Source organism: Caulobacter sp. UNC358MFTsu5.1, from assembly GCF_000712075.1.
In the GTDB taxonomy this organism is placed as follows: Bacteria; Pseudomonadota; Alphaproteobacteria; order Caulobacterales; family Caulobacteraceae; genus Caulobacter.
Map to the genome: position 1 here is coordinate 1,031,153 of NZ_JONW01000005.1, position 22,888 is coordinate 1,054,040.

The following is a 22,888-nucleotide window of genomic DNA, read 5'->3' on the forward strand; positions in this document are numbered from 1 at the left end:
TATATAAATCGAGCAGATGACACTTTAAATCCCCAAAATTCGCACAATGATCCTATGGCCTACAGATTATTTTAAACAATCAAACCAATCCAATCGTTATCGACACTGAATCTTAGAAGACCACCCTGACCATCCGAGACCCAATGCTCCACATATTCGTTGGCATCATTAAAAACTGAAAAGCCATCACCCCTGTGCACAGCAATTCTCCAAAGCGAATTTTGCTCATCGAACGCCAACGTAATTTTGTCGTTCACACGAAGAACATATCCCAGCCTGTTTATGTCCGAGTCATAGACAAACGGACCGCCAAAAGATCGGTTTACTCTTGGATTGATGCTCGAATTCACCCTCGGATTTATAGAGGAGTTTAATCTTGGATTAATAGCAGAATTGACCCGATAATTTATTGCCGAATTGACCCGAGGATTTATAGCGCTATTTACCCGTGGATTTAGAGAACTATTCACGCGCGGATTTATTCGCGAATTGACACGAGGATTTAGACTACTATTGACGCGAGGGTTTATTCTCGAATTGGCGCGAGGATTATAATTACTATTAACGCGTGGGTCCTTTGCTGCGTAGTTCGATGCGACCGGCTGGCTGGAACGATTGAGATCTATAAGATCTGCAAGCAAGGCATATTCGTCCCCAGCCTCGTCGAGGCCCAAGCTGAAAACTATCCAGGCATCTAAACTTTTCCAAACGCAAATATCTTCGGCAGAAAGATTAGATATGTTGTTTGACTCATTAAGGTCATCTGGAGAAGCAGACGAAATAAACGCGACAAAACGTTTGATTGCGTCCAGGGATGCCGCGCTCGCACTAGCAGCCTTGCCGGCGAAATTTGGCGTTGGAACGTACTTCACCGAAGCACCTTCTTAAATGATGCCATAGCCGCTTCAAACTCCACCGTATCGCCGTTGCGTATCCTGATTTTTGCCGCTTCAACAGCATCTGGCAGCAATTGACTTCGAACATAAGCTATACAAAAAACACTATCTGAGAATTTCAGTATTTCCACCTCAATTTTATGTATTGAGTCGTAGTATAAATAGTTCAACAAAGCAAAAAAGATCAAAATATATAGATTATAACTTTTGAAGGCGAACAGCCAATTGACTCGATTTTCAATTGTAATTTCATTAATTAGCGCGCCCGAGACAAGACCGGTACTGATCGCAAGTAATACCGACAGCGCGGTTCGCCATCGTGGCGAAGCCGCTATCGCCCTCAGCGCTCTTCGTACAGTTGCGATCATCACCCACCCACAACTCAGAACGCTACAGCGATTGTGGACCCTTCGTCGAGAGAAGCCTTGAACGACCTGTCAAGCCGAGGCGCTTTGTTCGAGCGAGCACCCGTGCGCTGAAGGACCGTCACTCATACGGCAGACGTGGACCGAACAAACCCGCCCATCGCCAGCCTCCTCAATCCCGCCGGCACCTTGGCCGTTAACGGCGGATAGGGCGGCCTAGCCGGAGAAGAATGCCCTCCATCCTCCTTTCACCACGGGAATACACCCACTTCGCCCCCAACAAATTCAACGCCTTACGCCCGCCAAGCCAAGCATAGACCCAAACTTATCCTACACCTCCAAAACGCCCGCATACTAACCCTCGCCCCACCACCGGGGAGGCCGTCCAGCTGGCGACCTGGCGGGTGGCGGGGGCGGTCGAGCGGGTAGCGGTCGTCGGGGTCCTTCGGGGCGCCTTCGCGGCGGTCCCGGGCAGGTTCCTCCCAAGCGGGGGACGAAGCCCGGGCGGCGGAGGATCGGCGGGCGCGGCAGGCGCGGGCTGAAATCGCCCGCGCGGTCCGGATGGGTTCGTCACCCTTCCGCCCGCCGGGGGCCTCCATCGGAGCGGGTTAATAATCCGCGACCCGAAGGCTCTCGTCCACCGGCCGCGCGGAGCGTTCGGATCCTGTCGAAACGGTACACTCCCAAACTCTACACCGGGCATGGCCCGGACGCTCCGCCGCCTCCCCACCCGCCGGGTTTCCCGGACGGGGACATGCGCTCGCGCGTGTCCCCGGCAGATGCAGTGCGTGATTTGGGGACACGCCCGAGGGCATGTCCCCGGCTTCTTCCCCAGCCAAGTCATTCAAGGAGATTTCGAATGAGCAGAGGCAAGCCGCCCACCCCCGCCAATGACCACCTGGCCGCCTTCGGGAAGGCGGACGATCTCGACAGCCTCACCGACGCGGAGATCGAGGCCCGGCTGGCGACCACGGGCCAGACGCTGATGCGGGAGCTCAACTTGAGGCTCCTGCGCAATCGCGAGCGGACGCTGGCCCGGATGGCGGCGGAGGCGGGCAGGGACCGTCCCTGATCTTTCGGGGACACGCCGCGAGGGCGTGTCCCATCATTGAGCGTTTTGGGGACACGCCGCGAGGGCGTGTCCCCGGCCGCGCTTCAGTGTTTCCCAGGTTCATCCAAGTCTTAACGACGTCTTTACTGATTTATCCACAACCGCCTCACAGTCCACGAACATGAACACCATGTAATGTGACACCGATGTAACGCACCTTTCCGGCTTGTAACTTGAGATGAACGTCCGGGGTCGGCAGTTATCGCCTCATCTGAGGGGATGACACGATGACCAAGACCATGCTGCTGGCGAGCGCCGCCGCCCTGTTTTTCACCGCCGGCGCGGCTCATGCCGCCCCTGGCGCCGCTGATGCGCCGCAGGCCGCCCAGGCCCCGATCCCGACCGGCCCGACCGCGACAGCGCCGCTGGACGACTCGGCCCAGAAGGGCGTGCTGGTCTTCACCCCCGACTTCTTCGCCGCCCAGCGCCCGAACACCGCGCTGGACATGGTGGACCGGGTGCCCGGCTTCACCGCCGACGACGGGGCCGGGACGCGCGGCTTCGAGGGCTCGGTCGGCAACATCCTGATCAACAACAACCGCCCGGCCTCGAAGAACGACGCCGGCACCGACGTGCTGGAGCGCACGCCCGCCAGCCAGGTGGAGCGCATCGAGCTGATCCGCGGCGGAGCGCCCGGCATCGACATGCAGGGCTATTCGGTGGTGGTGAACGTGATCCTGAAGACCACCGCCAGCCGCCAGTCGATCGTCACCTGGAACGCCTCGCTGTTCGACGGCGGCCACGACGTCTACGGCGGCAGCTACCAGTTCACCGCCAAGAACGGCGACCGCAGCTGGAGCGTGCTGCTGAGCGACGGCACTTCGACCAGCGACTCCAACGGCGTGGGCCGCGACATCATCCGCGACGCGTCGGGGGCGGTGAAGTCCGACCTGCCGTTCGCCAACGACGGCTATGGCGGCGGCGACTCGATCCGCCTGAACTATTCGGGCCCCGTGGCCGGCGGCAAGCTGGAGGCCACGGCCCAGTACGGCATCCACGACTGGCAGGAGTGGCAGGAGATCGGGGTGACCGGCGGCCCGGACCGCTCGTACAGCGACTACGCCGAGGACACCAAGTCGGGCGAGCTGGGCCTGACCTACATCCGCCCGCTGGCGCCGAAGTGGACGCTGGAGAGCCGGCTGATCCACCAGTTCGAGAGCTTCGAGAACGAGGCGACCGGCCGCGAGAGCTCGCTGGGCGTGGCGGCGCCGGAGGCCCGGTTCACCTCCGAGGGCGACTCGTCGGAATCGATCCTGCGGGCCCTGGTCCGCCACGAGCGCAGCGCCGCGATCACGATCGAGGCCGGCGGCGAGGTGGCCTACAACATGCTGGACACCCAGCAGGCCTTCACCCTGGGCGGGACGGCGGTGGACCTGCCCAGCGCCTCGGTCAAGGTGGAGGAGCTGCGCGGCGAGGCCTTCGTCAAGGGGACCTGGCGGGTGAACCCGCGCCTGACCCTGGAGGGCGGGCTGCGGCTGGAGACCTCGACGATCAAGCAGTCGGGCGACGCCTCGGCCAAGGAGAGCTTCTTCTATCCCAAGCCGCGCTTCCAGGTGACCTGGACGCCCAAGGCCAACCACCAGGTGCGCTTCCGCTTCGAGCGCGAGCTGGGCCAGCTGGACTTCGGCGACTTCGTGGCCTCGTCCGACTTCGACGACGGCAACGTGCACGGCGGCAATGTGGACCTCAAGCCCGAGCAGCGCTGGATCTCGGAAGTGACCTTCGAGCGGCGGTTCTGGGGCGAGGGCATCGTCTCGATCGGCTACCGCCACGACGAGATCATCGACGTGATCGACCGCCTGCCGCTGGACGGCGGGCTGTCGGCGACGGGCAACATCGGCAACGGCACGCTGGACAAGCTGTCGGTCAACATCGTGGTGCCCACCGACAAGTGGGGGATCAAGGGCGGCCGGTTCACCTTCAAGAACGACTGGAACGAGACCCACGTCACCGACCCGACCACCCACCAGGACCGCCCGATCTCGGACGTGCGCCCGACCCAGGCCAATATCGGCTTCCAGCAGGACATCACCGCCTGGAAGACCCAGTGGGGCATCAACTGGCTGCCGAAGCTGGGCCTGGAGACCTTCGATCCGGACCAGACCAGCGGCTGGCGCGGGGCGGGCTATCTGGAAGGCTTCGTCGAATACAAGCCCACCCCGACCCTGTCGCTGCGCGCCCAGCTGAACATCTGGGACGACTTCGTGATCCGCCGCACGGTCTATGCCGACCGCGCCCCGCCGCGGCCGGTGGCCTTCACCGAGGAGCGCGACATCAACCCCAACACCTTCGTGACCCTGAAGCTGCGGAAGACGTTCTAGCCGCCTGGACCTGATTGGAGCGCCTCATCTCAAGTTGTCATCCCGGAAGCCTCGAAGAGGCGGTCCGGGACCCAGGGGCCGCCGCACTGCACCGGCCCCTGGGTCCCGGCTCTTCGCTTCGCTACGGCCGGGATGACAACGGATGGACGCTACTGGGGCGGCCCGCCCGGCCCCTGGAAGTCGAAGGCGGCGTCCTTGCGCTTGCCGGCCCCGAAGGTCCAGGCCAGGCTGACGCGGAGCATGCGGGCGTCGACGTCGCGGACCACCAGGCTCTTCAGGGCCGGCGTGTCGATCACCTCCTTGTTGCGGTAGAGGCCCAGGACGTCCTGGACCGTGACCACCAGCGACAGGCGATCGTCGATCTTGCGGCGATAGCCCAGGTCGATCCCGGTCGAGGACATCGTGTAGCCCTGGGCGGTCAGGCGCTTGCCGTTGACGAAGCCGTTGACCTGCAGCAGGTCCTTGGCCGTGGCCTGCCAGCTGAGGCTGGCCCGGCCCGAGGCGGCGGTCATCGAGCGCTTGTCGGCGAAACCCAGATTGGCCGCGTCCAGCTCGGACCAGAACAGGTTGGAGCTGAGATTGTAGGTCAGGGTCTTGGAGAGCTTGCCGTTCAGCACCAGCTCCAGCCCGCCGTTGCGGCTCTGGGCGACATTGGCCTTGGTGGTGACGAACACCCCGCCGCCGACATCGGCGACCACGTCGCTCATCACCTTGTCGTTCAGGCGGTAGTACAGGGTGGCCATGGCCAGCAGCGGGGCCTTGCGGTACTGCCAGCCCAGCTCGAACGACTGGGTCTCCTGGGGCTTCAGGTTCGGATTGCCGATCCGGTAGTTGAGCGGGTCCAGCATGAACGGGACGGGGCTCAGGTCGAACGGGCCGGGGCGCTGCAGGCGTTCGCTGTAGCTGGCGGTCAGCTTCTGGCGCTCGCCCAGCGGGTAGGACAGGTGCAGGCTGGGCAGCCAGTCGGCCGTATCGTTCTCGTCCCGGCGGTCGGGCGTGGCCAGGTCCAGCTGGGACTTCTCGTAGCGCAGGCCGGCCAGCACGGTCAGCGCGCCCACCGGCCGCTCGTAGGTGGCGTAGGCCTGGCTCAGGGTCTGCTCGTACAGGAAGATGCTGGTCAGCAGCGGGTCGGGGACCAGCGCGTCCAGGGCCGCGCCCCGGAAGCCCCGGTTGGTGTAGCCGTTGTCATCGAACTGCAGGTCGAACCCCAGCTTCAGCGTCCGCCCCTCGCCCACCGGCCGGACATAGTCGCCCTTCAGGTCGGTCTGGCGGACGTCGTAGCCCAGGCGCTGCTGGTCGAAGGCGCTGGAGGCCGCCGGCAAGGTGTTGACGGTATGGCCGGTCCGGACCCGGTTATCGTCCGTGACGTCATAGCTGAGCTTCAGGGTCAGCTCGTGGCCGTCGCCGTCGAACTTGCGGCGCAGGTTGCCGCTGACCGAGGCGTTGTCGCGCCGCTGGCGGACGGTCAGGTCGCGGTCATAGGCCTGGGTCGGATCGCCGGCGCCGTCCTGGCGGTCCGTGCTGGACCGGGTGTCGACCGCCAGGTCGAAGCGCGACAGCCGCGCCTCGCCGCCCAGCCGCAGCGTGTCGGTCAGATCGTAGTCGACCGAGCCCTGGCCGGTGACGCTCTCGAAGTCGAGCTGGCTCGTCCCGCGCGTCTCGCTGTCGAGATCGGCCTGCCGGCGATGCTCGTATTCGACTTGGTCGGTGGCGTCGCGGCGATAGCCCAGGTCGCCCGAGGCCGACAGCTTGCCGCCGTTGTAGCCGACATTGCCGCTGATCCCGCCGCGTCCGGAATCGCCGGTGGTCAGGCGCAGCCCGCTGGTGCGGCCGGCCCCCTTGGCCTTCTTGGTGATCAGGTTGATGACCCCGCCCGTGCCGTCGCCCCTGAACTCGGCCGAGGGGTTGGTGCTGACCTCGACCCGGTCGACGCGGTCGGCCGACATCTGCTGCAGCGCCTGGCCGCGCCCTTCGCCCTGGAACAGGCTCGAGGACTTGCCGTCGATCAGGATGGTCACCGACGAGTCGCCGCGCAGGCTGACATTGCCCTGCAGATCGACCTCGACCGACGGGATGTTGCGCAGGGCGTCGGCCACCGTGCCGGCCTGGCTGGAGAGATCGCTGGAGACGCTGTAGCTGCGCCGGTCGATCGAGGTGCGGACCTGGGGCGCGTCGGCCTTGACCTCCACGGCGCTGACGCCCGTCGCCGCCTCGGCGGGCTTCGGCGGCGCCGCGACGGGCGTGGACGCGGGAGTCGCCGCCGGAGCGGCTTGAGCGGCGGCGAGCGCCGCCCAGACGAGGCCGATATGCACGTGAAGATCCCCCTGGGAAAGCCGCTGGCGGGCGCGGCGGAATGGCTTATGATACAGCTGTACTTTCGACTAGAATACAAATGTACTTTCGGTAATGGAGGCGGCACGTGCGGATTTCGGGCGCGGAGAGCCAGGTGATGGAAGCGCTGTGGCGATGCGGACCGCTGACGCCGGACGGCGTGGTGGCGGAGGTGGGCGAGGCCCACGACTGGGCGCCGGGCACGGTCAAGACCCTGGTCACCCGCCTGCTGCGCAAGGGCGCCATCGCCGGGTCGCGCGAGGCGGGCGGCTATCTCTATCGCCCCCTGATCACGCGCGACGACTATGTGCAGTCCGAAAGCCAGGGCCTGGTCGACCGGCTGTTCGGCGGCGAGGTGGCCCCGCTGGTCGCCCATTTCGCCCAGCACCAGGCGCTGACGGCCAAGGACGTCCAGCTGCTGAAGGACCTGATCGCGGAGATCGAGGACGATGGCTGACCTGCCGGAGCTCGGAGAGATCCTGCTGCGCGCCAACCTGGCCCTGGCCGTCGCGGTGGCCGGGGTGATGGTCCTGCGCCTGCCCGTCCGGCGGCTGTTCGGCGCGCGGATCGCCTACGGCCTGTGGATCCTGCCGCCGCTGGCCGTCCTGGCCATGCTGGTTCCGGCGCGGCTGGTGACGGTGCGCCTGGCCGCCGCCGCGATGGAGGCCACGGAGACGGCGCTTCCGTCGGCGGGAGCGGTTCCCGGCGCCGCGCCGTTCGACGCCCTGCCGTGGCTGGTCGGGCTGTGGCTGGCCGGCGTGGCCGCCTGCCTGGCCTGGCAGACCTGGCGCCAGCTGCGGTTCGCCCGCGCGGCTCGGGCCGGACGGGCCGGGCCCGCCGTGGTCGGCCTGCTGCGGCCGCGCGTCGTGACCCCGGCGGACTTCGCCCAGCGCTACACTCCGGCCGAGCGCGAGGTCGTGCTGGCCCACGAGCAGGTCCACCTGGAGCGCGGCGACCCGGCGATCAACGCCGGCCTGGCCCTGCTGACCTGCGTGAACTGGTTCAATCCGGCGGCCCACGCCATGTCGCACTGGCTGAAGATCGACCAGGAGCTGGCCTGCGACGCCCGGGTCGTCGCCGCTCATCCCAAGGCCCGCAAGGCCTACGCCCAGGCCATGCTGAAGACCCAGCTGGCCGCCCGCCCCATACCGCTGGGCTGCCACTGGTCCAGCCACCCCCTGGCCGAGCGCGTGCGGTTGCTGACCCGCCCGGCGCCTAGTCGCGCGCGCCGCCTGGCCGGGGCCGGCCTGACCGTGACCCTGGCCCTGGCCGGCGCCGTGGGCGCCTGGGCCGCGCGTCCGGCCCGGCTGGCCCTGGTCTACGAGACCCCGGCGGCGTCCGCCCCGGAAGGCGCGGCGATCCGGCGCGCGGCCTATTCGCCGTCGGCTCCGCGCGCCCCGTCGCCGCCCGCCCGGCCCGCCAGGCCCCACGGACCGGCGGCCCGGACCGAGGCGAAGGCGACCGCCGAACCCCTGGTCGCGGCCGCCGCGCCGACCCTAGAGCCAATCCGCCCGCCGGGCCTTCAGCGCCCGGCGCGCATCATCCAGGCGGTGGCCGACCGCTCGCTGGTCCAGCCCGGCTCGGCGGTGCGGGTCGTGGCCAGCGGCCTGGCGCCGGACGGGATCGCGCTGTGGTCGGACTTCACCGCCTTCGGCTCGCAGCGGCTCTATCGCAAGGGCGCCTACGAGCGGGGCGGCAGCCGCTATTCGGTGTTCACCAGCGTGGTCCAGGAGGGCGAGCGCCTGCGGGTCACGGTCAGTCTGGGCCGGGCCTTCCGGCCGGAACTGACCGGCTCGATCGATCTCCTGCCTGGCAAGACGGGCATCGTCCGCATGCCGACCGGCCAGGCCATGGTCGTCACCGCCACCGTCCGCCCCGAGACGCCGGAGGAGGTCGAGGAAGGCCGCCGGATGATCGAGCACGGGGACGCGGGTTGGGGGTGACTTCCAACCCGCTCATCCCGGCGAATGCCGGGACCCAGATGGAATGGCGGTGAGGCTGACGCCAAGAGCGCCGAGCTCTTCCAATCAGTCACCCCGTTTTAGGATCTGGGTCCCGGCATTCGCCGGGATGAGCGGATCGAGTGGGGACTGATCCCTACTTCTTCAGCCGCGAGATCAGCGCCGTCGTCGACGGATCGTGGCTCCCCACGGCCCCGCTCTCCAGCTCCGGCAGGATGCGGCCGGCCATCACCTTGCCCAGCTCCACGCCCCACTGGTCGAAGCTGTTGATGCCCCAGATCACGCCCTCGACGAAGGTCTTGTGCTCATAGAGGGCGATCAGGGCGCCGAACGCCTGGGGCGTCAGGCGGTCCATCAGCACCAGGGTCGAGGGCCGGTTGCCGGCGAAGGTGCGCTGCGGGGCCAGGGTCGCGATCTCGGCCTGGGAGACGCCCTTGGCGGTCAGCTCGGCGACGACGTCCTGCGTGGTCCGGCCCACCATGAAGGCCTCGGCCTGGGCCAGCAGGTTGGACAGCAGCTTCTCGTGCATGCCGGCCGGGCCCTCGTCGGACTTCGCCACGCCGATCAGCTCCATCGGGGTGATGTCGGTCCCCTGGTGCATGCACTGGAAGTAGGCGTGCTGGACGTTGGTGCCCTCGTCGCCGAACACCACGGTGGCGGTGCCGCGCTTGACCGGCTTGCCGTCCGGACCGACCGACTTGCCGTTGCTCTCCATCTCCAGCTGCTGGAGGAACGAGGCCAGGCGGCGCAGGCGGTGCGAATAGGGCACGACCGAGCGGGCCCGGCGGTCCAGGCCGTTGCGGTTGAAGATCTGGGCCAGGGCGATCAGCACCGGGGCGTTGACCTCCAGCGAGGCGGTGCGGAAGTGCTCGTCCATGGCCGCCGCGCCGTCCAGGAAGCCCTGGAACACCTCCCAGCCGCAGGCCACGGCCACCGACAGGCTGACCGACGACCACAGCGAATAGCGGCCGCCCACCCAGTCCCAGAAGCCGAACACGCGGTCGTCGGCCACCCCAAAAGCAGCCGTCTTGTCCAGCGCCGTGGAGATGGCGGCCAGGTGCTGGTTGGCGCCGGTCTCGCCCAGGGCCGCGGCCAGCCAGGCGCGGGCGGCACCGGCGTTGGCCAGGGTCTCCTGGGTGGTGAAGGTCTTGGAGACCACGATGACCAGGGTCTCTTCGGGGTCCATGTCGGCCGTGGTCAGGGCGAACTCGGCGCCGTCCACATTGGCCACGAAGCGCAGGTCGATCGACGGCTTCACCGGCCGCAGGGCGTCCCACAGCAGGCGGGGACCCAGGTCCGAGCCCCCGATGCCGATGTGCAGGATGGCCTTGAACGGCTTGCCGGTGGCGCCCTTGATCGCGCCCGAGCGGACGGCCTCGGCGAAGGCCTTCATCCGGCCGCGGACGGCCTCGACCTCGGCCATGACCGGGACGCCGCCGGCTTTCACGTCGGCGTCGGCCTTGGCGCGCAGGGCGGTGTGCAGGACCGCGCGGCCCTCGGACGAATTGATCGCCTCGCCGCCGAACATCGCGGCCCGGGCGCCCTCGACGTCGGCCGCGTGGGCCAGGTCGAGCGCGGCCTCGAGGCCGGCCTCGTCCCAGGCCTGCTTGGACAGGTCGACGTGCAGGCCGGCGACGTCCAGGGTCAGGGTTTCGAGACGCCGGGGCTCGGCCTCGAAGAACTCGACGATGCGCTTTTCGCCGGCGGCCTTGGCGGCGGCTTCCAGGCGGTTCCAGGCGGCGTCGAGATCGGCCATGCGGCGTTCCTTCACACTGAGTCGATGCGGTTTGGTAAATCGGCGTTTACCCGGGCGGGCTTAGCAAACCCCTGCCGCCACGTCATGGCAGACCAATGACGTTTTTTGCGGGAGGTCCCCATGTCGTGTGACGCCGTCGCCTTTTCGGCCATGCTGTTGTTCGCTTCGTTCAGTCCGGACGCACAGGCAAACGCCGCCCCGGCTGTCGTCCAACAAGGCCAGCCCCCAGCTTCAGTGGCTGGCGAGCCGCTGTTCGTCGACATCGTCGGCCGGGCCAGGAAGCTGAAGGCCCAGACCGAGGCCTACCGCGCCGCCCTGCCCAAGGACCCCGCCGCCGTCGCCGCCGCCCTGAAGGGCTGGGACGCGTTCGGGGTGAAGATCGGCGAGCTGTCGGACCTGGACATGAAGGGCCACGTCACCCTGAAGGAGCGCGGGGCGGTCGACGACCTCAAGTGCATCCTGCGCGGCATCAGCCAGGACCTGCCCGAGAAGCTGAAGGCGGTGGCGCAGGCCAAGACCGTCAAGGATCAAGACCTGGCGTTAAGGGACATGGTCTATCTGCTGAACGACAACGTCGAGGTGATCACCGCGCCGCCGCAGCCGGCGGCTTAAAGAACCCGCTCATCCCGGCGAATGCCGGGACCCAGATCCCAAGGCGTGGGGTCTGACGGGATGGGCTCACAGCGCAAGGAACCCACCACTCCGCTATTCCATCTGGGTCCCGGCATTCGCCGGGATGAGCGGGTCTATGGGAAACCTAAGCGTCCTTGTACTTCACCGAGCACCCGTACGGCTGGCTGTAGGCCACCGCCACCTTGCGCCCCGCCTTCACGTCGTTGAGCGCCGCGGCGACGTAGTTCTTGGCCGTCTTCAGGTCCTCGACCTTGGCGCTGGGCGTATCGTCGATCGCGCCCTCGTAGACGATCTGGCCGTCGCGATCGATGACGAACATGTGCGGCGTGGTCTTGGCCTTGTAGGCCGTGGCCACCGTCCCCTGCGGGTCCAGCAGCAGGGTGGTCGGCTTGGCGCCCTTGGCGTTCATCCAGGTCCTGGCGGCCGCGCCGTCGGGGAAATAGCCCTGCTTGCCCGGCGCCGACGAGGCGATGGTCAGCCAGACCACGCCGTCGGCCGTGGCCGCCTGCTGCAGGCCCTGCATGTTGCCGGAGTAGTGCTTGCGGACGTAGGGGCAGCCCTCGTTGACCCACTCCAGCACCACGACCTTGCCCTTGAACTCGGACAGCGAGCGGGTCTTGCCGTCCACGTCGACGGCGGTGAAGGCGGGGGCGGCCTTGGCGTGGGCCAGGGACGGGATCGCCAGCATCAGCGCGGGCAGGCCGGCGGCGACGAGACGGCGGGTGATCGGCATGGCGTTTCTCCCAGGATGAAACCCCTCCGGGGCGGAGGATTCCACAAAACCCCGTTCCGCGAAAGACTCGCAAAAACTCCACGCCGCCTGCACGGCCTCATCGCCGCACCTTCGCCATCGACGCTTGATAAGGCGCAGCTCGTTGTCCAGAAGACCGATCATGCCGCCGAAGTCCAAGATCTCCGCCGTTCTCGTCACCCTCGGCCTGGCCTTGGCCGGCTGCGCCACCGAGACCAAGACCACGGTCTTCGTGCCGGTCGTGGCGCCCACCCCGCCCAGCTCGCTGACGCCGCAGCCGGTGATGCTGTTCAACCAGACCAAGGACGGCCGCAAGCTGTTCACCCTGGACGCCGAGTTCCCCTATTGCGACGTCGAGACCGGCAAGGTGATCGTGGTGCCGCGCTGGTACGTCACCGACTTCGCCAGCGTGCCCTGGTACGGCCAGGGCTTCGTCGACCCGCAGGGGCCGACGGCGCGGGCGGCCATCGTCCACGACTGGCTCTACACGATCGGCGAGCCGGGCAAGCGGCAGGAGGCCGACGACATCTTCCTGCGGGCGATGCTGAAGTACGGCGTGCCGCCGTTCCAGGCCAACATCGCCTACAAGGCCGTGCGCATCGGCGGCGAGAAGGGCTACGGCCTGCCCACGGACTGGCGGTTCACCGATCCCAAGCGCCAGGACCTGTTCCAGCCCGCGCCGTTCGCCAAGCCCAGGACCGGGGCCGTGCGCGTCATGCCGCGCTGCCAGGGCTTCGGCGCCCTGATCCAGTCGGGCTGGCGGGCCTATCCCCTGCTGGTCCAGGTGACGGCCCCGCCGCCGCCCGTGACGGTGACCCGCACGCCGCTGGACCAGGTGAAGGAACGCCTGCCGTTCGGCGGCAAGGGCGATAAGAAGAAGTAGGATCGAGGCTCACCTACTTGCCCCCACCTGGCGGCTTCGCCGCCTGTCCGCCCCCTTAGGGGGCGGAGCCACTCGCGCGGCGGCGGCGGCAGGGCTCTTCCCCCTCCGGGGAAGACGACCGCGAAGCGGTCCGTAAGGGGCAAGTGTTCGCCGCTCTAACCCTTGGCCGCTTTTTCGATGGCCTCGATCACCAGTCCCTCGGTCAGCAACTGCGGCAGCACCACCGGCTCGCCGCTCCCCTTCGGATAGACCAGGTACAGCGGCACGCCCGCGCGGCCGTGCTCGGCCAGGGCGGCGGCGATGGTCGCGTCGCGCTTGGTCCAGTCGGCGCGCAGCAGCACCGCGTCATGGGCCTTGAAGGCGTCGACCAGGCGCTGGCCCTTCAGGGCCGTGCCCTCGTTGACCTTGCAGGTCACGCACCAGTCGGCGGTGAAGTCGACCATCACCACCTTGCCCTGGGCCTGCAGCGCCTTGACCTTCTCCGGACTCCAGGCCTCGGCGGCCAGTCCGGGACCGGCCGCGCTCGAGGCCGGCGGCCGCTCGTCATGGAGGGGGGTCACCTGGGGCTCGCCCCGGGCGGCGACCCAGACCAGGGCGATCACCCCGGCCAGGCTGACCAGGGCGATCACCAGAGGCGCGACCTGGCTCTTGCCCAACGCGCCCCGCGCCTGGGCCAGGCCATAGAGCCAGGCGGCGAAGGCGATCAGGACGGCGGCGGCGAATATCATCGCCAGCGGGATCGGCCCGGTCTGCTGGCTGAACACCCAGGCCAGCCAAGCGGCCGTGGCGTACATCGGGAAGGCCAGGCCCTTCTTCAGCACGTCCATCCACGGACCGGGGCGCGGCAGGCGGCCCAGCAGGCCGGGGATGAAGGCCAGCAGCACGAACGGCGCGGCGAAGCCCAGGGCCAGGCCCAGGAAGACGGCCAGCGACAGCAGCGGCGGCTGGGTCAGGGCGTAGCCCAGGGCCCCGGCCATGAACGGCGCGGTGCAGGGGGCGGCGACCAGCACCGCCAGGGCGCCGGTCAGGAACGAACCGGCCACGCCGTCGCCGCCCGCGCCCGCGCCCGAGGCCGCGTTCTGCACCGAGGCCCCGACCTCGAACACGCCCGACATGTTCAGCGCCACCAGCAGCATCAGCAGGGCCAGCCCCGCGACCACGGCCGGCGACTGCAGCTGGAAGCCCCAGCCCACGGCCGCCCCGCCCGCCCGCACGGCGATCAGCAGGCCGGCCAGGGCCAGGAAGGTGACGACCACCCCGACCAGGAAGGCCAGGCCCTGGACGCGGGTCTTGCCGGCGTCGTGGGCGTGGGCGGTCAGGCTGGCGGCCTTCATCGACAGGATCGGGAAGACGCAGGGCATCAGGTTCAGGATCAGGCCGCCCAGGAAGGCGAAGGCCACGGCCAGGGGCAGGCCCAGGCTCGCGCCCCCATCGGCGCTATTGGCGGTCCCGCGGGCCTTGGCCGGCGCGGCGGGCGGCGCGCCCAGGCCGCCGGCTTCGGCCGGGATCGTCCCGGGCGTGGCGGTGACCTCGTAGGCCACGCCGTTCAGGGCCAGCACGCCGGACAGCTCGGTCGGCTTCTGCTCGGCCTGGGTGAAGTCGTAGCCGGGGGTCAGCGACAGGGTCAGGCCCTCGGGACCGCGCTCGATCGCCTGTTCGGGCGGATGCTCGATGGCCTTGCCGGAATAGGGATAGAAGAACGCGCCCGACACGTCGGCGCCCTTCAGCGGCGCGCCGGTCACGGCCAGCTTCAGCACCGAACCCTGCAGCTGGAACACCGCCTTCAGCCCGGCCGGCTTGGGGGCCTTGGCCAGGGTCTCGGCGACCTTGGCGCCCCATTTCGGATCGGTCCCGGGCATCCCCGCCACCACGGGCAGGGTCAGGGTGACGACGGCGTCCTCGGGCACGCAGACCTGTTCGCAGACCAGGAAGGCGGCGGCGGCCTTCAGGGTGACCACCGAGCCGACCTGGGCGTTGGCCGGCACGCTGATCGGCACGGGCAGCAGCACGTCGCCCGTATAGGCGAAGTCCAGCAGCGGCCCGACGCGGCTCTTCTCCGGCGTCGGCCAGACGATGTCGCCGGCGGTCCAGCCGGCCGGGAGGGTCCAGACGATGCGGGTGGCGTCGCCCGCGTCGCCGGGATTGCGCCAATAGGTGTGCCAGCCCGACTGGATCTTCTGGCTCAGGGCCACATAGACCGTCGAGCCCGGCGCGACGCCGGCCTCCTGCGAGACCAGCTCGACCTCGATATGCCCGGTGTGGACCGGATCGGCCTTCGCCGGAGGCGCGCCCAGGAACAGGGCGACCATCAGCGCCGGTACGACGGCGAACAGCTTGCGAAGCGACATGAACGGGTTCCAGGCCAGGTCGAGAGCACGACACATGACCTCTCCGAGCGCTCTCGACAATGGCCAAGCCGCCGTGATCAGGTCGTAGACCCGCGTTCGCAAGAGAGTCGCCCGTCCATGCCCGCTTCCTTCGACGACATCGAGATCGGCCAGGTCGTGTCCCTGGGGACCACGGTCGTGGACGGCAAGGCGCTGGAGAGCTTCTGCGCGGCGTTCCAGCCGGGCTGGCCCGCGGCCAGCGGCGCGCCCGACACCATGGTCTTCGCCATCTGGTCCAAGCTGGACAGCGAGGCCAGCGCCGCCTGGCCCCAGACCAAGCGGGTCGGCGTCGACGCCCTGCGCTGGCTGCGCAACCCGCCGGCCGGCGAGCTGCTGCGCGGCCGCATGACGGTGATGGGCAAGGACCCGGTCGGCGACGGCAAGGGCATCGTCATCGCCCAGCACGACCTGCTGGACGAGGCGGGACGGCTGGTCTTCTCGTGCCTGACGCGGAGCATCTTCGCGCGGTAGGCGGCGACCGAAGCTGGGGACAGGCGCATGCGCCTGTCCCCGACCGCGCAAAGAAAAAGGCGGCGGCCCCTCTCGGAACCGCCGCCTCTTCAACGCCGTGAAGCGTCTAACCTAGTTCAGTGCGCCGTTGGCGGCCGTCTGCTGCTGGCGCAGGGTGGCCATGGCGATCAGGCGGTCCCAACCGATCAGCGAGACCAGGTGGGCGTAGATCTGGGCCAGGGCGCCGCTGGTCTGCAGTTCCTTGACCTTGTCGGCCGACAGGGCGTTCAACTTCTCTTCTGAGACGCCGTAGTACTCGGCCACGGTCTGGGGCTCGCCGGCCTGGCCGTTGGCGTCGACCGGGGTGAAGATGGCCTTCTTCAGTTCGAAGAGGTCGTTGTCCTTCAGCAGCTGCACGAACGAGTCGGTGCGGCGGCGCTCGACTTCGAAGTCGTCGCAGAACTTGATGCAGTTCTGGGTGTATTCGGTGGGCTCGCCCTTGTCGTCGAACAGCGGGGTCTGGCCGCCTTCGGCCAGCAGGTCGCTGCCGCGATCGATGCAGACGATCATGCGCTCCTGGGCCTCGTCATTGGCCAGGACGAACGGATAGCGGCGGATGTAGGCGGGGATGTAGCAGCCCGGCTCGAAACCGCCGTCGGCGGCGATGAACAGGTTCTCGCCGGTGTTGAGGCCCATGACGGCCAGCGGGACGCGGTCCTCGCCGGCGAAGATCACCGGATAGCTCAGGGCGGCCGGGGCGAACTCGGTGACGGCCAGCGGCACGGCGGTGCCGCTCAGGGCGAAGCTGTAGGGCTTGTCCTTGTGGACCAGGCCGAGCTTGGCGTGCTGCTCGCGGTTCAGCGGCTCCGGCGAGGAGTAGAACAGGACGTTGCCGGAGATGCCGCCGGCGGGTTGGGTCGTTTCCATGAACAGCTCGACAAAAAGCTAATGAGACGGACGCCTATTGCGTTTAGGCGTCCTTAGAAGGGTCCGGCGCTTCTAGCCGATCCGGAGGGGCCTCGCAATCGACCCCTCCGCCTTACGGTTAAGTCGGGCCGCCGTTTCGCTCAGTACGCGAAGGAAGCCCGGTAAACGCTGTCATGGGTGGAGCGTTATCGAGGAGGCGAACCCGCCCTTTCCTCTTTCGTCGTCATCCCGGAAAGCGCGGAACGCTTGTCCGGGACCCAGGGGACTGGCCGAAGGCGGTGCGGGCCACCTGGGTCCCGGACAGCCTCTTCGAGGCTTCCGGGATGACAACCCTGGGGGATCGGCAAGCTCGTCCGCGATCCTAGAACTTCCAGGCCACGCCCGCCCGCACCGAGCGGCCCGGCGACGGGGCGATGTCCTTGAGGAACGAGACGTGCTCGCGGATCTCCTCGTTGGTCAGGTTGCGGCCGTCGATGAACAGCCGCAGCGGGGAGTCGGCGATCGGCTTGAACGTGGCCTTCAGGTTGACCACCGTGTAGCCGTCGGTGGGCAGTTCGAAGGTCGCCACGCGATCCTGTTCGGCCACCCGGCGCACCTCCAGGGTGGTCTCGACGCGCGGCGCGGTCCAGACCACCGAGCCGCCCAGCGACCACGGCGGGATGCGGGCCGGGACGCCGGCGTCGGTGCCGCCGTGCACCCAGTCGAAGGTGGTCTCCAGGCGGATCGACTGGCTGGCGCCGCGCCAGGCCTCGTAGCTGGCCTCCAGCTCGGCCCCGTGGAAGTCGGCCTTGGTCTGGAAGTACTGGTAGACGGGCAGGTCGTCCTCGACCGCGCCGGTCGGGGCCTCCTCGATGAAGTTGTCGTACTTGGCGGCCCACAGGTGGCCCTCCGCGCGCAGGCGGTCGCTCTTCCAGCGGACCGTGGCCTCCAGCGAGGTGACGGTCTCGGAGTCCAGGCTGTCGTCGCCCACCTCGAAGCCGCCGGTGCCCGGGTGCGGGCCGTTGGCGAACAGCTCGAACTCGGTCGGGGCCCGGCCGTTGCGCGACAGGGTCAGGGCGGTGAACAGGGCGTCGGTCGGCTTGTAGAACACGCCCAGCGAGGCCGAGACGTTGTCGAAGTCGCGCGTCTCGGTCGGAGTCCGCAGCTCGCGGGTGTCGAAGCGCAGGCCGGCGTCGATCCCCCACTGGCCGCGGTCCAGCCGCTGCAGGGTGAAGATCCCGTACTCCTTGATGTCGGTGGAGGGCACGAAGGCCTCGTCGCCGATCGCCTCGAAGTGGCGGTCCAGGGCCTGGAAGCCGATGGCGCCCTGGTGGCCGTCATGCTCGCGGTGCACCAGCTCCACGCGGCCTTCCGTGCCGTGCGACAGGAAGCGGGTGCCCACCTCGCCGTCCTCGACGCTGACCTCGGCGTGCTCGTAGTCGGCGTAGCCCAGCGAGACACGGACCTTCTCGAACCACGGATTGTCCAGTTCCTGCTCGCCGCGCAGGTCGTAGCGGGTCTGTTGCAGGTGGATCGAGACCGGGCCCTCGGCGTCCGGATCGATCGGGGCCAGGATCTGCTCGTAGGGCACGCCGTAGGTGGTGTCGGTCTTCTTGACCGACGCCCCGATGAAGCCCCGGTCGTGGACCCAGGAGACGCCCGCGCCGTAGGCGTCGACCTCGACGTCGGTGTTCTTGACCACGTGGTCGGGATCGACCGTCAGGCCGTCGCGGGCCGCCAGGCGGTCGGAGACGGCGGCGGTCGGGATCGAATAGTCGTCGGTGCGGCGGCTGGAGAAGTCGGCCGCGAACACGATCGGGCCCTTCCCGGCCTTGACCGCGCCGCTGTAGGCGTAGCCGTCGTCGACGCTGGAGGCCGAGGCCGACAGCCGGCCCTCGGGGCCGTTGGCGGCGGGCGTCGAGGGCACGCGGTCGTCGATCATGTTGACCACCCCGCCGATGCCCGAGCCGCCGTAGGCCAGGGTGGAGGGGCCGCGCAGCACCTCGATGCGCGAGGCCTCGCCCGGGTCGCTGGCCACGGCGTGGTCGGGCGACAGGGCGCTGGCGTCCACCTGGCCGACGCCGTTCTGCAGCACCATCACCCGGGGGCCCGACAGGCCGCGGATCACCGGGCGCGAGGCGCCGGGGCCGTAGAAGGTGGAGCGCAGGCCCGGCAGGCCGTTCAGCATGTCGCCGATGCCGGCCGGCGGGGCGACGTCCAGCTGGTCGCGGGTCACGACGTTGACGCTGCTGGTCACGGTGTCCAGCGACACGGCGTAGGGGGCGGCGGTGACCACCACCTTGTCGACCGCGTTGGGGGCTTCGGGCGCGTCAGGCGCGGCGGCGGCGTCGGCGGGCGGCGGCGTCTCGGCGGCGTGCGCCAGGGGCGCGGCGAGGGCGAACGCCAGCAGGCTCGCGGCGGAAAGCAGTACGCGACGGGGCATGGGAAATCCTGAACCTTGACCGGGGGAGCGGCTTGGCCGAAGTGTTATGAAATAACATTACGAGTCGTCAAGCCGCTTCTTGCCAAAACCCGGCTTGACGCGGCGTCTCGTCGCCGTTCTGTGGTCGGATGACCGATCGGAGGCCGCCCATGACCCGAAACGCGATGCTCGTCGCCGCCTTTTCAGGCGCCCTGCTGATGGGCTGCTCGCCGGTCCAGGACCTGTTCTCCAAGGCCGGCCCGGCCGCCGCGCCCTATGCGGTCAGCCCCAGCACCGCCAGCTGGACCAAGCCGCCGCCCGGCTACCTGACCACCGGCATGAACCTGGACGGCGCGACCATCGTCGGCCCGCCGCCCGAGCCGAAGTCGACGCGCGGCCGGGCAGACCGCAAGATCTTCAACCAGACCCGCAAGCTGGCCGGCGGCCCGGCCTGGGACAAGGCCATCGCCGACGCCGACCTGTCGGGCGCGCATGGCTTCAAGAGCTTCTCCTGCGCGGCGGGCGTCAATATCGGGCCCGAGGCGACGCCGGTCCTGGCCAACATGCTGCTGCGGATGACCGACGACGCCGCCACCCTGTACCAGCCGGCCAAGGCGGTCTTCCAGCGCAAGCGGCCGCCGGTGGGCAACAAGAAGCCGATCTGCGTGCCGCGCGAGAAGTGGATCGAGACCGACGGCTCGTATCCGTCCGGGCACGGCCTGATCGGCTGGTCCTGGGCTCTGGTGATCTCGGAAGTCGCCCCCGAGCACGCCAGCGCCGTCCTGGCGCGCGGCCGCGAGTTCGGCGACAGCCGCATCGCCTGCGGCGTGCACTTCCAGAGCGACATCGAGGCGGGGCGCTACCTGGGTTCGGCCATGGTCTCGCGGCTGCACCAGGACCCGGCGTTCCTGAGCGATCTGGAGAAGGCCAAGGCCGAGGTGGCGGCGTCGAAGGCCGCCGGACCTCCGACCGGATGCCCCGCCGCCTAGCACTTGCCCCCTACGGATCGCTTCGCGATCGTCTTCCCCCGGAGGGGGAAGAGCCGCGCCGCGTTCGAGGGCTCCGCCCCCTACGGGGGCGGACAGACCGCGAAGCGGTCAGGTGGGGGCAAGTGGGTGCGCTAAGGATACACCCTAGGCCGTCCCACGAACACCACGTGCGGCTTCAGCGGATCGCCCTCCGCCACGCCCGGATGCTCGAAGTCCCGCGCCGGGTCGTAGGCCATGCCCAGCCGCCGCATCACCGCCTGGGAGGCCAGGTTGGTGCGCGCGGTGAAGGCGATGATCTCGGCGATGCTGAGGTCGAAGCCGTAGTCGAGGGCCGCGCGGGCCGCCTCGGTGGCGTAGCCCTGGCCCCAGGCGTCGGGAGCGAAGCGCCAGCCGATCTCGACCTGGCCGGCCAGCAGCGGGTTCTCCTCGGGCACGTGCCAGATGCCGGTCAGGCCGATCACCCGCCGGTCGTCCCGGCGCTCGACCACGTAGAAGCCGAAGCCGTGCTCGGCGAAGTGGGCCTGGACGCGGTCGACGAAGTGGTCGCTCTCGGCCCGCGAGCGCGCGCCGCCCAGCCAGACGCCCACCGCCGGGTCGGCGTTGATCGCCGCGATCGCGTCGCGGTCGGCGTCGACCGGCGCGCGCAGGACGAGCCGGCCCGTCCCTATCACTTCAAGCCGCCGATCACGCCGGCCGGCCGCTGGCCAGGGCGCCGTAGAACTCCGGCCGCCGGTCGCGGAAGAAGCCCCAGGCCGCCCGGTGGGTCTGCAGGAAGTCCAGGTCGAAGGTGGCGTTGACCAGGCCCTCGTCGCTGCGGCCCAGCTCGCTGACCAGGTCGCCGCGATGGTCGGCGATGAAGGACGAGCCGTAGAAGGTCTGGCCGCCGTTCGGATAGCCGTCCCACGGCTCGAAGCCGATGCGGTTGGCGCCGACCACCGGGATCACGTTGCTGACCGCGTGGCCCTGCATGGCCCGCCGCCACGGCAGGGCGGTGTCCAGGCTGGGGTCATGCGGCTCGCTGCCGATGGCCGTGGGGTAGAACAGGGCCTCGGCGCCCATCAGCGCCATGGCGCGGGCGGCCTCGGGGTACCACTGGTCCCAGCAGATGCCGACGCCCAGGCGGCCGAAGCGCGTGTCCCAGACCTTGAAGCCCGTGTCGCCCGGCCGGAAGTAGTACTTCTCCATGTAGCCGGGGCCGTCGGGGATGTGACTCTTGCGGTAGAGGCCCAGCAGGCTGCCGTCGGCGTCCGCCATGACCAGGCTGTTGAAGTAGTGCGGCCCCTCGCGCTCGAAGATCGAGATCGGGATCACCACGCCCAGCTCGCCGGCCAGGGGCGCGATGGCCTTGACCACCGGGTGCTCGCGCCACGGATGGGCCTCGGCGAACCAGCGCTCCTCCTGGGCCACGCAGAAGTACGGGCCCTGGAACAGCTCGGACGGCAGGATCACCTGGGCGCCCTTGGCGGCGGCCTCGCGGATGAAGTGCTCGGTCTTCTTGATGTTGGCGGCCAGGTCCATGCCGTACGAGGTCTGGATGGCGGCGACGCTGAGCGTGCGGGTCATTCGGACTACTCCGGTTCTTGCTGGCTGATGCAGTGGAACGAGCCGCCGCCGGTGAGGATGGCGGTCGAGGGCAGGCCGATCACCTCGCGCTCGGGGAACAGCCCGCTGATCACCTCGACGGCGAAGGCGCCCGACTCCTCGGCGTAGATCGGCACGATCACCGCCTCGTTGGCGATCAGGAAGTTCATGTGCGAGGCCGGGATGATCTCGCCGTCCTCGTCGAGGACGCGGCCCGGCGACGGGATGCGGACCACCTGCAGGGGCGAGCCGCGGCTGTCGGTCATGCCGGCCAGGGCGCGGGCGGTCTCGGCGTAGACCTCGGCGTTGGGGTCGTCGACGCCGAAGGCCATGGGGCAGGCCACCACGCCCGGCGCGACGAAGCGGGCCAGGTTGTCGACGTGGCCGTCGGTGTGGTCGTTCAGCAGGCCGTCGCCCAGCCACAGCACCTTCTTGGCGCCCAGGGCGGCGGTCAGGGCGGCCGTGGCCTTGGCCTCGTCCCAGTCGCCGTTGCGGTTGGCGTTCAGCAGGCACTGGCGGGTGGTGAGGATCGTGCCCGTGCCGTCGTGGTCCAGGGCGCCGCCCTCCAGCACGAAGGCGTTGCGGGCCAGGGGCGCACCCGAGGCGGCGGCGATCTGCTCGGCGACGATGTCGTCGCCCTCCAGCTGGTACTTGCCGCCCCAGCCGTTGAACTTGAAGCCGGCCGCGACGGCGCCCTTGGCGGTCTCGGTGAAGATCGGACCGGTGTCACGCAGCCAGATGTCGCCGAACTGGCCGCGGACGATCTCGACCGTGGTGTCGCCGAGAAGCGCGCGGGCGGCGGCCTCGGCCTCGTCGCCGACCACCATCAGGCGCACGCGCTCGCCGCCCGGACCGGCCAGGGCGCGGGCCAGGTCGGCCACTTCCTGCTGGGCTTGCTCGAGGTCTTCCTGCCACAGCTCGGCGTGGCTGGGGAAACCCACCCACATGGCGCGGTGCGGAGCCCACTCGGCGGGGACGGTCGTGGTCATGAACGGAACCTGGATCGAAACGGGAGGCGCAAATGGGCCGGGACGGCCCCGGGGTCAAGCCGCCCTTCTAGCAAACTGGTGCGACAAAAGAAAAAGGGCGGTCCGTTTCCGGACCGCCCTTCCGTCTTTGACCGAGAGGTCAGCCTCGAGAGGCCG

At 68.7% G+C, this 22,888-nt stretch carries 19 protein-coding genes; 8 read left to right on the forward strand and 11 right to left on the reverse strand.

What is annotated here, in order from left to right; genetic code table 11:
* Nucleotides 1-71 precede the first annotated feature (71 nt).
* Together BR39_RS26095 and BR39_RS26405 are read right to left on the reverse strand one after the other, a co-directional pair.
* The gene (locus tag BR39_RS26095; RefSeq protein ID WP_156035601.1) at nucleotides 72-872 is read right to left on the reverse strand and encodes a hypothetical protein; all 801 of its coding nucleotides are present in this window, start codon (nucleotides 870-872) and stop codon (nucleotides 72-74) included.
* On the reverse strand, nucleotides 869-1,264 hold the full coding sequence (locus tag BR39_RS26405) for a hypothetical protein (RefSeq protein WP_156035602.1): 396 nt from the start codon (nucleotides 1,262-1,264) through the stop codon (nucleotides 869-871). The genes BR39_RS26095 and BR39_RS26405 overlap by 4 nt, the downstream gene beginning before the upstream one ends.
* 856 nt (nucleotides 1,265-2,120) lie before the next feature.
* Between BR39_RS26405 and BR39_RS0106740 the strand changes: the two genes are divergently transcribed.
* On the forward strand, nucleotides 2,121-2,333 hold the full coding sequence (locus BR39_RS0106740; RefSeq protein WP_029909012.1) for a hypothetical protein: 213 nt from the start codon (nucleotides 2,121-2,123) through the stop codon (nucleotides 2,331-2,333).
* 266 nt (nucleotides 2,334-2,599) lie between these two features.
* Complete coding sequence (locus BR39_RS0106745) at nucleotides 2,600-4,693, forward strand: TonB-dependent siderophore receptor (RefSeq protein WP_029909014.1); 2,094 nt, start codon at nucleotides 2,600-2,602, stop codon at nucleotides 4,691-4,693.
* A gap of 149 nt (nucleotides 4,694-4,842) precedes the next feature.
* On the opposite strand, the gene BR39_RS0106750 is transcribed toward BR39_RS0106745, so the two are convergent.
* Nucleotides 4,843-7,005, reverse strand: coding sequence for a TonB-dependent receptor domain-containing protein (locus tag BR39_RS0106750; protein WP_051695233.1), 2,163 nt, complete (start codon nucleotides 7,003-7,005; stop codon nucleotides 4,843-4,845).
* A gap of 107 nt (nucleotides 7,006-7,112) precedes the next feature.
* Between BR39_RS0106750 and BR39_RS0106755 the strand changes: the two genes are divergently transcribed.
* Nucleotides 7,113-7,481, forward strand: coding sequence for a BlaI/MecI/CopY family transcriptional regulator (locus BR39_RS0106755; RefSeq protein ID WP_029909018.1), 369 nt, complete (start codon nucleotides 7,113-7,115; stop codon nucleotides 7,479-7,481).
* Entirely contained in the window at nucleotides 7,474-8,967 is a 1,494-nt protein-coding gene (locus BR39_RS25680; RefSeq protein ID WP_051695235.1) for a M56 family metallopeptidase, read from the forward strand. Before BR39_RS0106755 ends, BR39_RS25680 begins: the two co-directional genes overlap by 8 nt.
* 154 nt (nucleotides 8,968-9,121) lie before the next feature.
* On the opposite strand, the gene pgi is transcribed toward BR39_RS25680, so the two are convergent.
* Nucleotides 9,122-10,741 carry a glucose-6-phosphate isomerase gene (gene pgi / locus BR39_RS0106765; protein ID WP_029909022.1) on the reverse strand — a complete coding sequence of 540 codons (1,620 nt, stop codon included), beginning with the start codon at nucleotides 10,739-10,741 and terminating at the stop codon, nucleotides 9,122-9,124.
* Between the two features lie 120 nt (nucleotides 10,742-10,861).
* On the opposite strand from pgi, the gene BR39_RS0106770 reads away from it, so the two are divergent.
* On the forward strand, nucleotides 10,862-11,353 hold the full coding sequence (locus BR39_RS0106770) for a hypothetical protein (RefSeq protein ID WP_029909024.1): 492 nt from the start codon (nucleotides 10,862-10,864) through the stop codon (nucleotides 11,351-11,353).
* A gap of 145 nt (nucleotides 11,354-11,498) precedes the next feature.
* On the opposite strand, the gene BR39_RS0106775 is transcribed toward BR39_RS0106770, so the two are convergent.
* Entirely contained in the window at nucleotides 11,499-12,107 is a 609-nt protein-coding gene (locus tag BR39_RS0106775) for a thioredoxin family protein (protein WP_029909026.1), read from the reverse strand.
* 160 nt (nucleotides 12,108-12,267) lie between these two features.
* Here BR39_RS0106775 and BR39_RS0106780 point away from each other — a divergent pair, with 160 nt between their 5' ends.
* A complete protein-coding gene (locus tag BR39_RS0106780; protein WP_029909028.1) occupies nucleotides 12,268-13,008 on the forward strand; it encodes a DUF1353 domain-containing protein in 741 nt (246 codons plus the stop codon).
* Between the two features lie 155 nt (nucleotides 13,009-13,163).
* Here the strand turns inward: BR39_RS0106780 and BR39_RS0106785 are convergent, their stop codons facing one another.
* The gene (locus BR39_RS0106785) at nucleotides 13,164-15,356 is read right to left on the reverse strand and encodes a protein-disulfide reductase DsbD (RefSeq protein ID WP_035018177.1); all 2,193 of its coding nucleotides are present in this window, start codon (nucleotides 15,354-15,356) and stop codon (nucleotides 13,164-13,166) included.
* A 117-nt stretch (nucleotides 15,357-15,473) separates the two neighbouring features.
* Here BR39_RS0106785 and BR39_RS0106790 point away from each other — a divergent pair, with 117 nt between their 5' ends.
* Nucleotides 15,474-15,866: an acyl dehydratase gene (locus tag BR39_RS0106790; RefSeq protein WP_029909032.1), complete on the forward strand. Its 393-nt coding sequence runs from the start codon at nucleotides 15,474-15,476 to the stop codon at nucleotides 15,864-15,866.
* A 111-nt stretch (nucleotides 15,867-15,977) separates the two neighbouring features.
* Here the strand turns inward: BR39_RS0106790 and BR39_RS0106795 are convergent, their stop codons facing one another.
* Nucleotides 15,978-16,772: a SapC family protein gene (locus tag BR39_RS0106795; protein WP_029909035.1), complete on the reverse strand. Its 795-nt coding sequence runs from the start codon at nucleotides 16,770-16,772 to the stop codon at nucleotides 15,978-15,980.
* Between the two features lie 361 nt (nucleotides 16,773-17,133).
* Nucleotides 17,134-19,194 (reverse strand): TonB-dependent receptor, encoded by a 2,061-nt coding sequence (locus BR39_RS0106800; RefSeq protein WP_029909037.1) that lies wholly within the window; start codon nucleotides 19,192-19,194, stop codon nucleotides 17,134-17,136.
* 149 nt (nucleotides 19,195-19,343) lie between these two features.
* Here BR39_RS0106800 and BR39_RS0106805 point away from each other — a divergent pair, with 149 nt between their 5' ends.
* Nucleotides 19,344-20,162, forward strand: a complete 819-nt coding sequence (locus BR39_RS0106805; protein WP_231499407.1) for a phosphatase PAP2 family protein — start codon at nucleotides 19,344-19,346, stop codon at nucleotides 20,160-20,162.
* Between the two features lie 131 nt (nucleotides 20,163-20,293).
* Here the strand turns inward: BR39_RS0106805 and BR39_RS0106810 are convergent, their stop codons facing one another.
* Genes BR39_RS0106810 through BR39_RS0106820 form a run of 3 tightly spaced genes read right to left on the reverse strand, consistent with a single transcriptional unit; the run spans nucleotide 20,294 to nucleotide 22,732 of the window.
* A complete protein-coding gene (locus BR39_RS0106810) occupies nucleotides 20,294-20,833 on the reverse strand; it encodes a GNAT family N-acetyltransferase (RefSeq protein WP_029909040.1) in 540 nt (179 codons plus the stop codon).
* A 13-nt stretch (nucleotides 20,834-20,846) separates the two neighbouring features.
* Nucleotides 20,847-21,725 (reverse strand): N-carbamoylputrescine amidase, encoded by an 879-nt coding sequence (gene aguB / locus BR39_RS0106815; RefSeq protein ID WP_029909043.1) that lies wholly within the window; start codon nucleotides 21,723-21,725, stop codon nucleotides 20,847-20,849.
* Between the two features lie 5 nt (nucleotides 21,726-21,730).
* Nucleotides 21,731-22,732: an agmatine deiminase family protein gene (locus BR39_RS0106820; protein WP_029909045.1), complete on the reverse strand. Its 1,002-nt coding sequence runs from the start codon at nucleotides 22,730-22,732 to the stop codon at nucleotides 21,731-21,733.
* Between the last annotated feature and the right edge of the window lie 156 nt (nucleotides 22,733-22,888).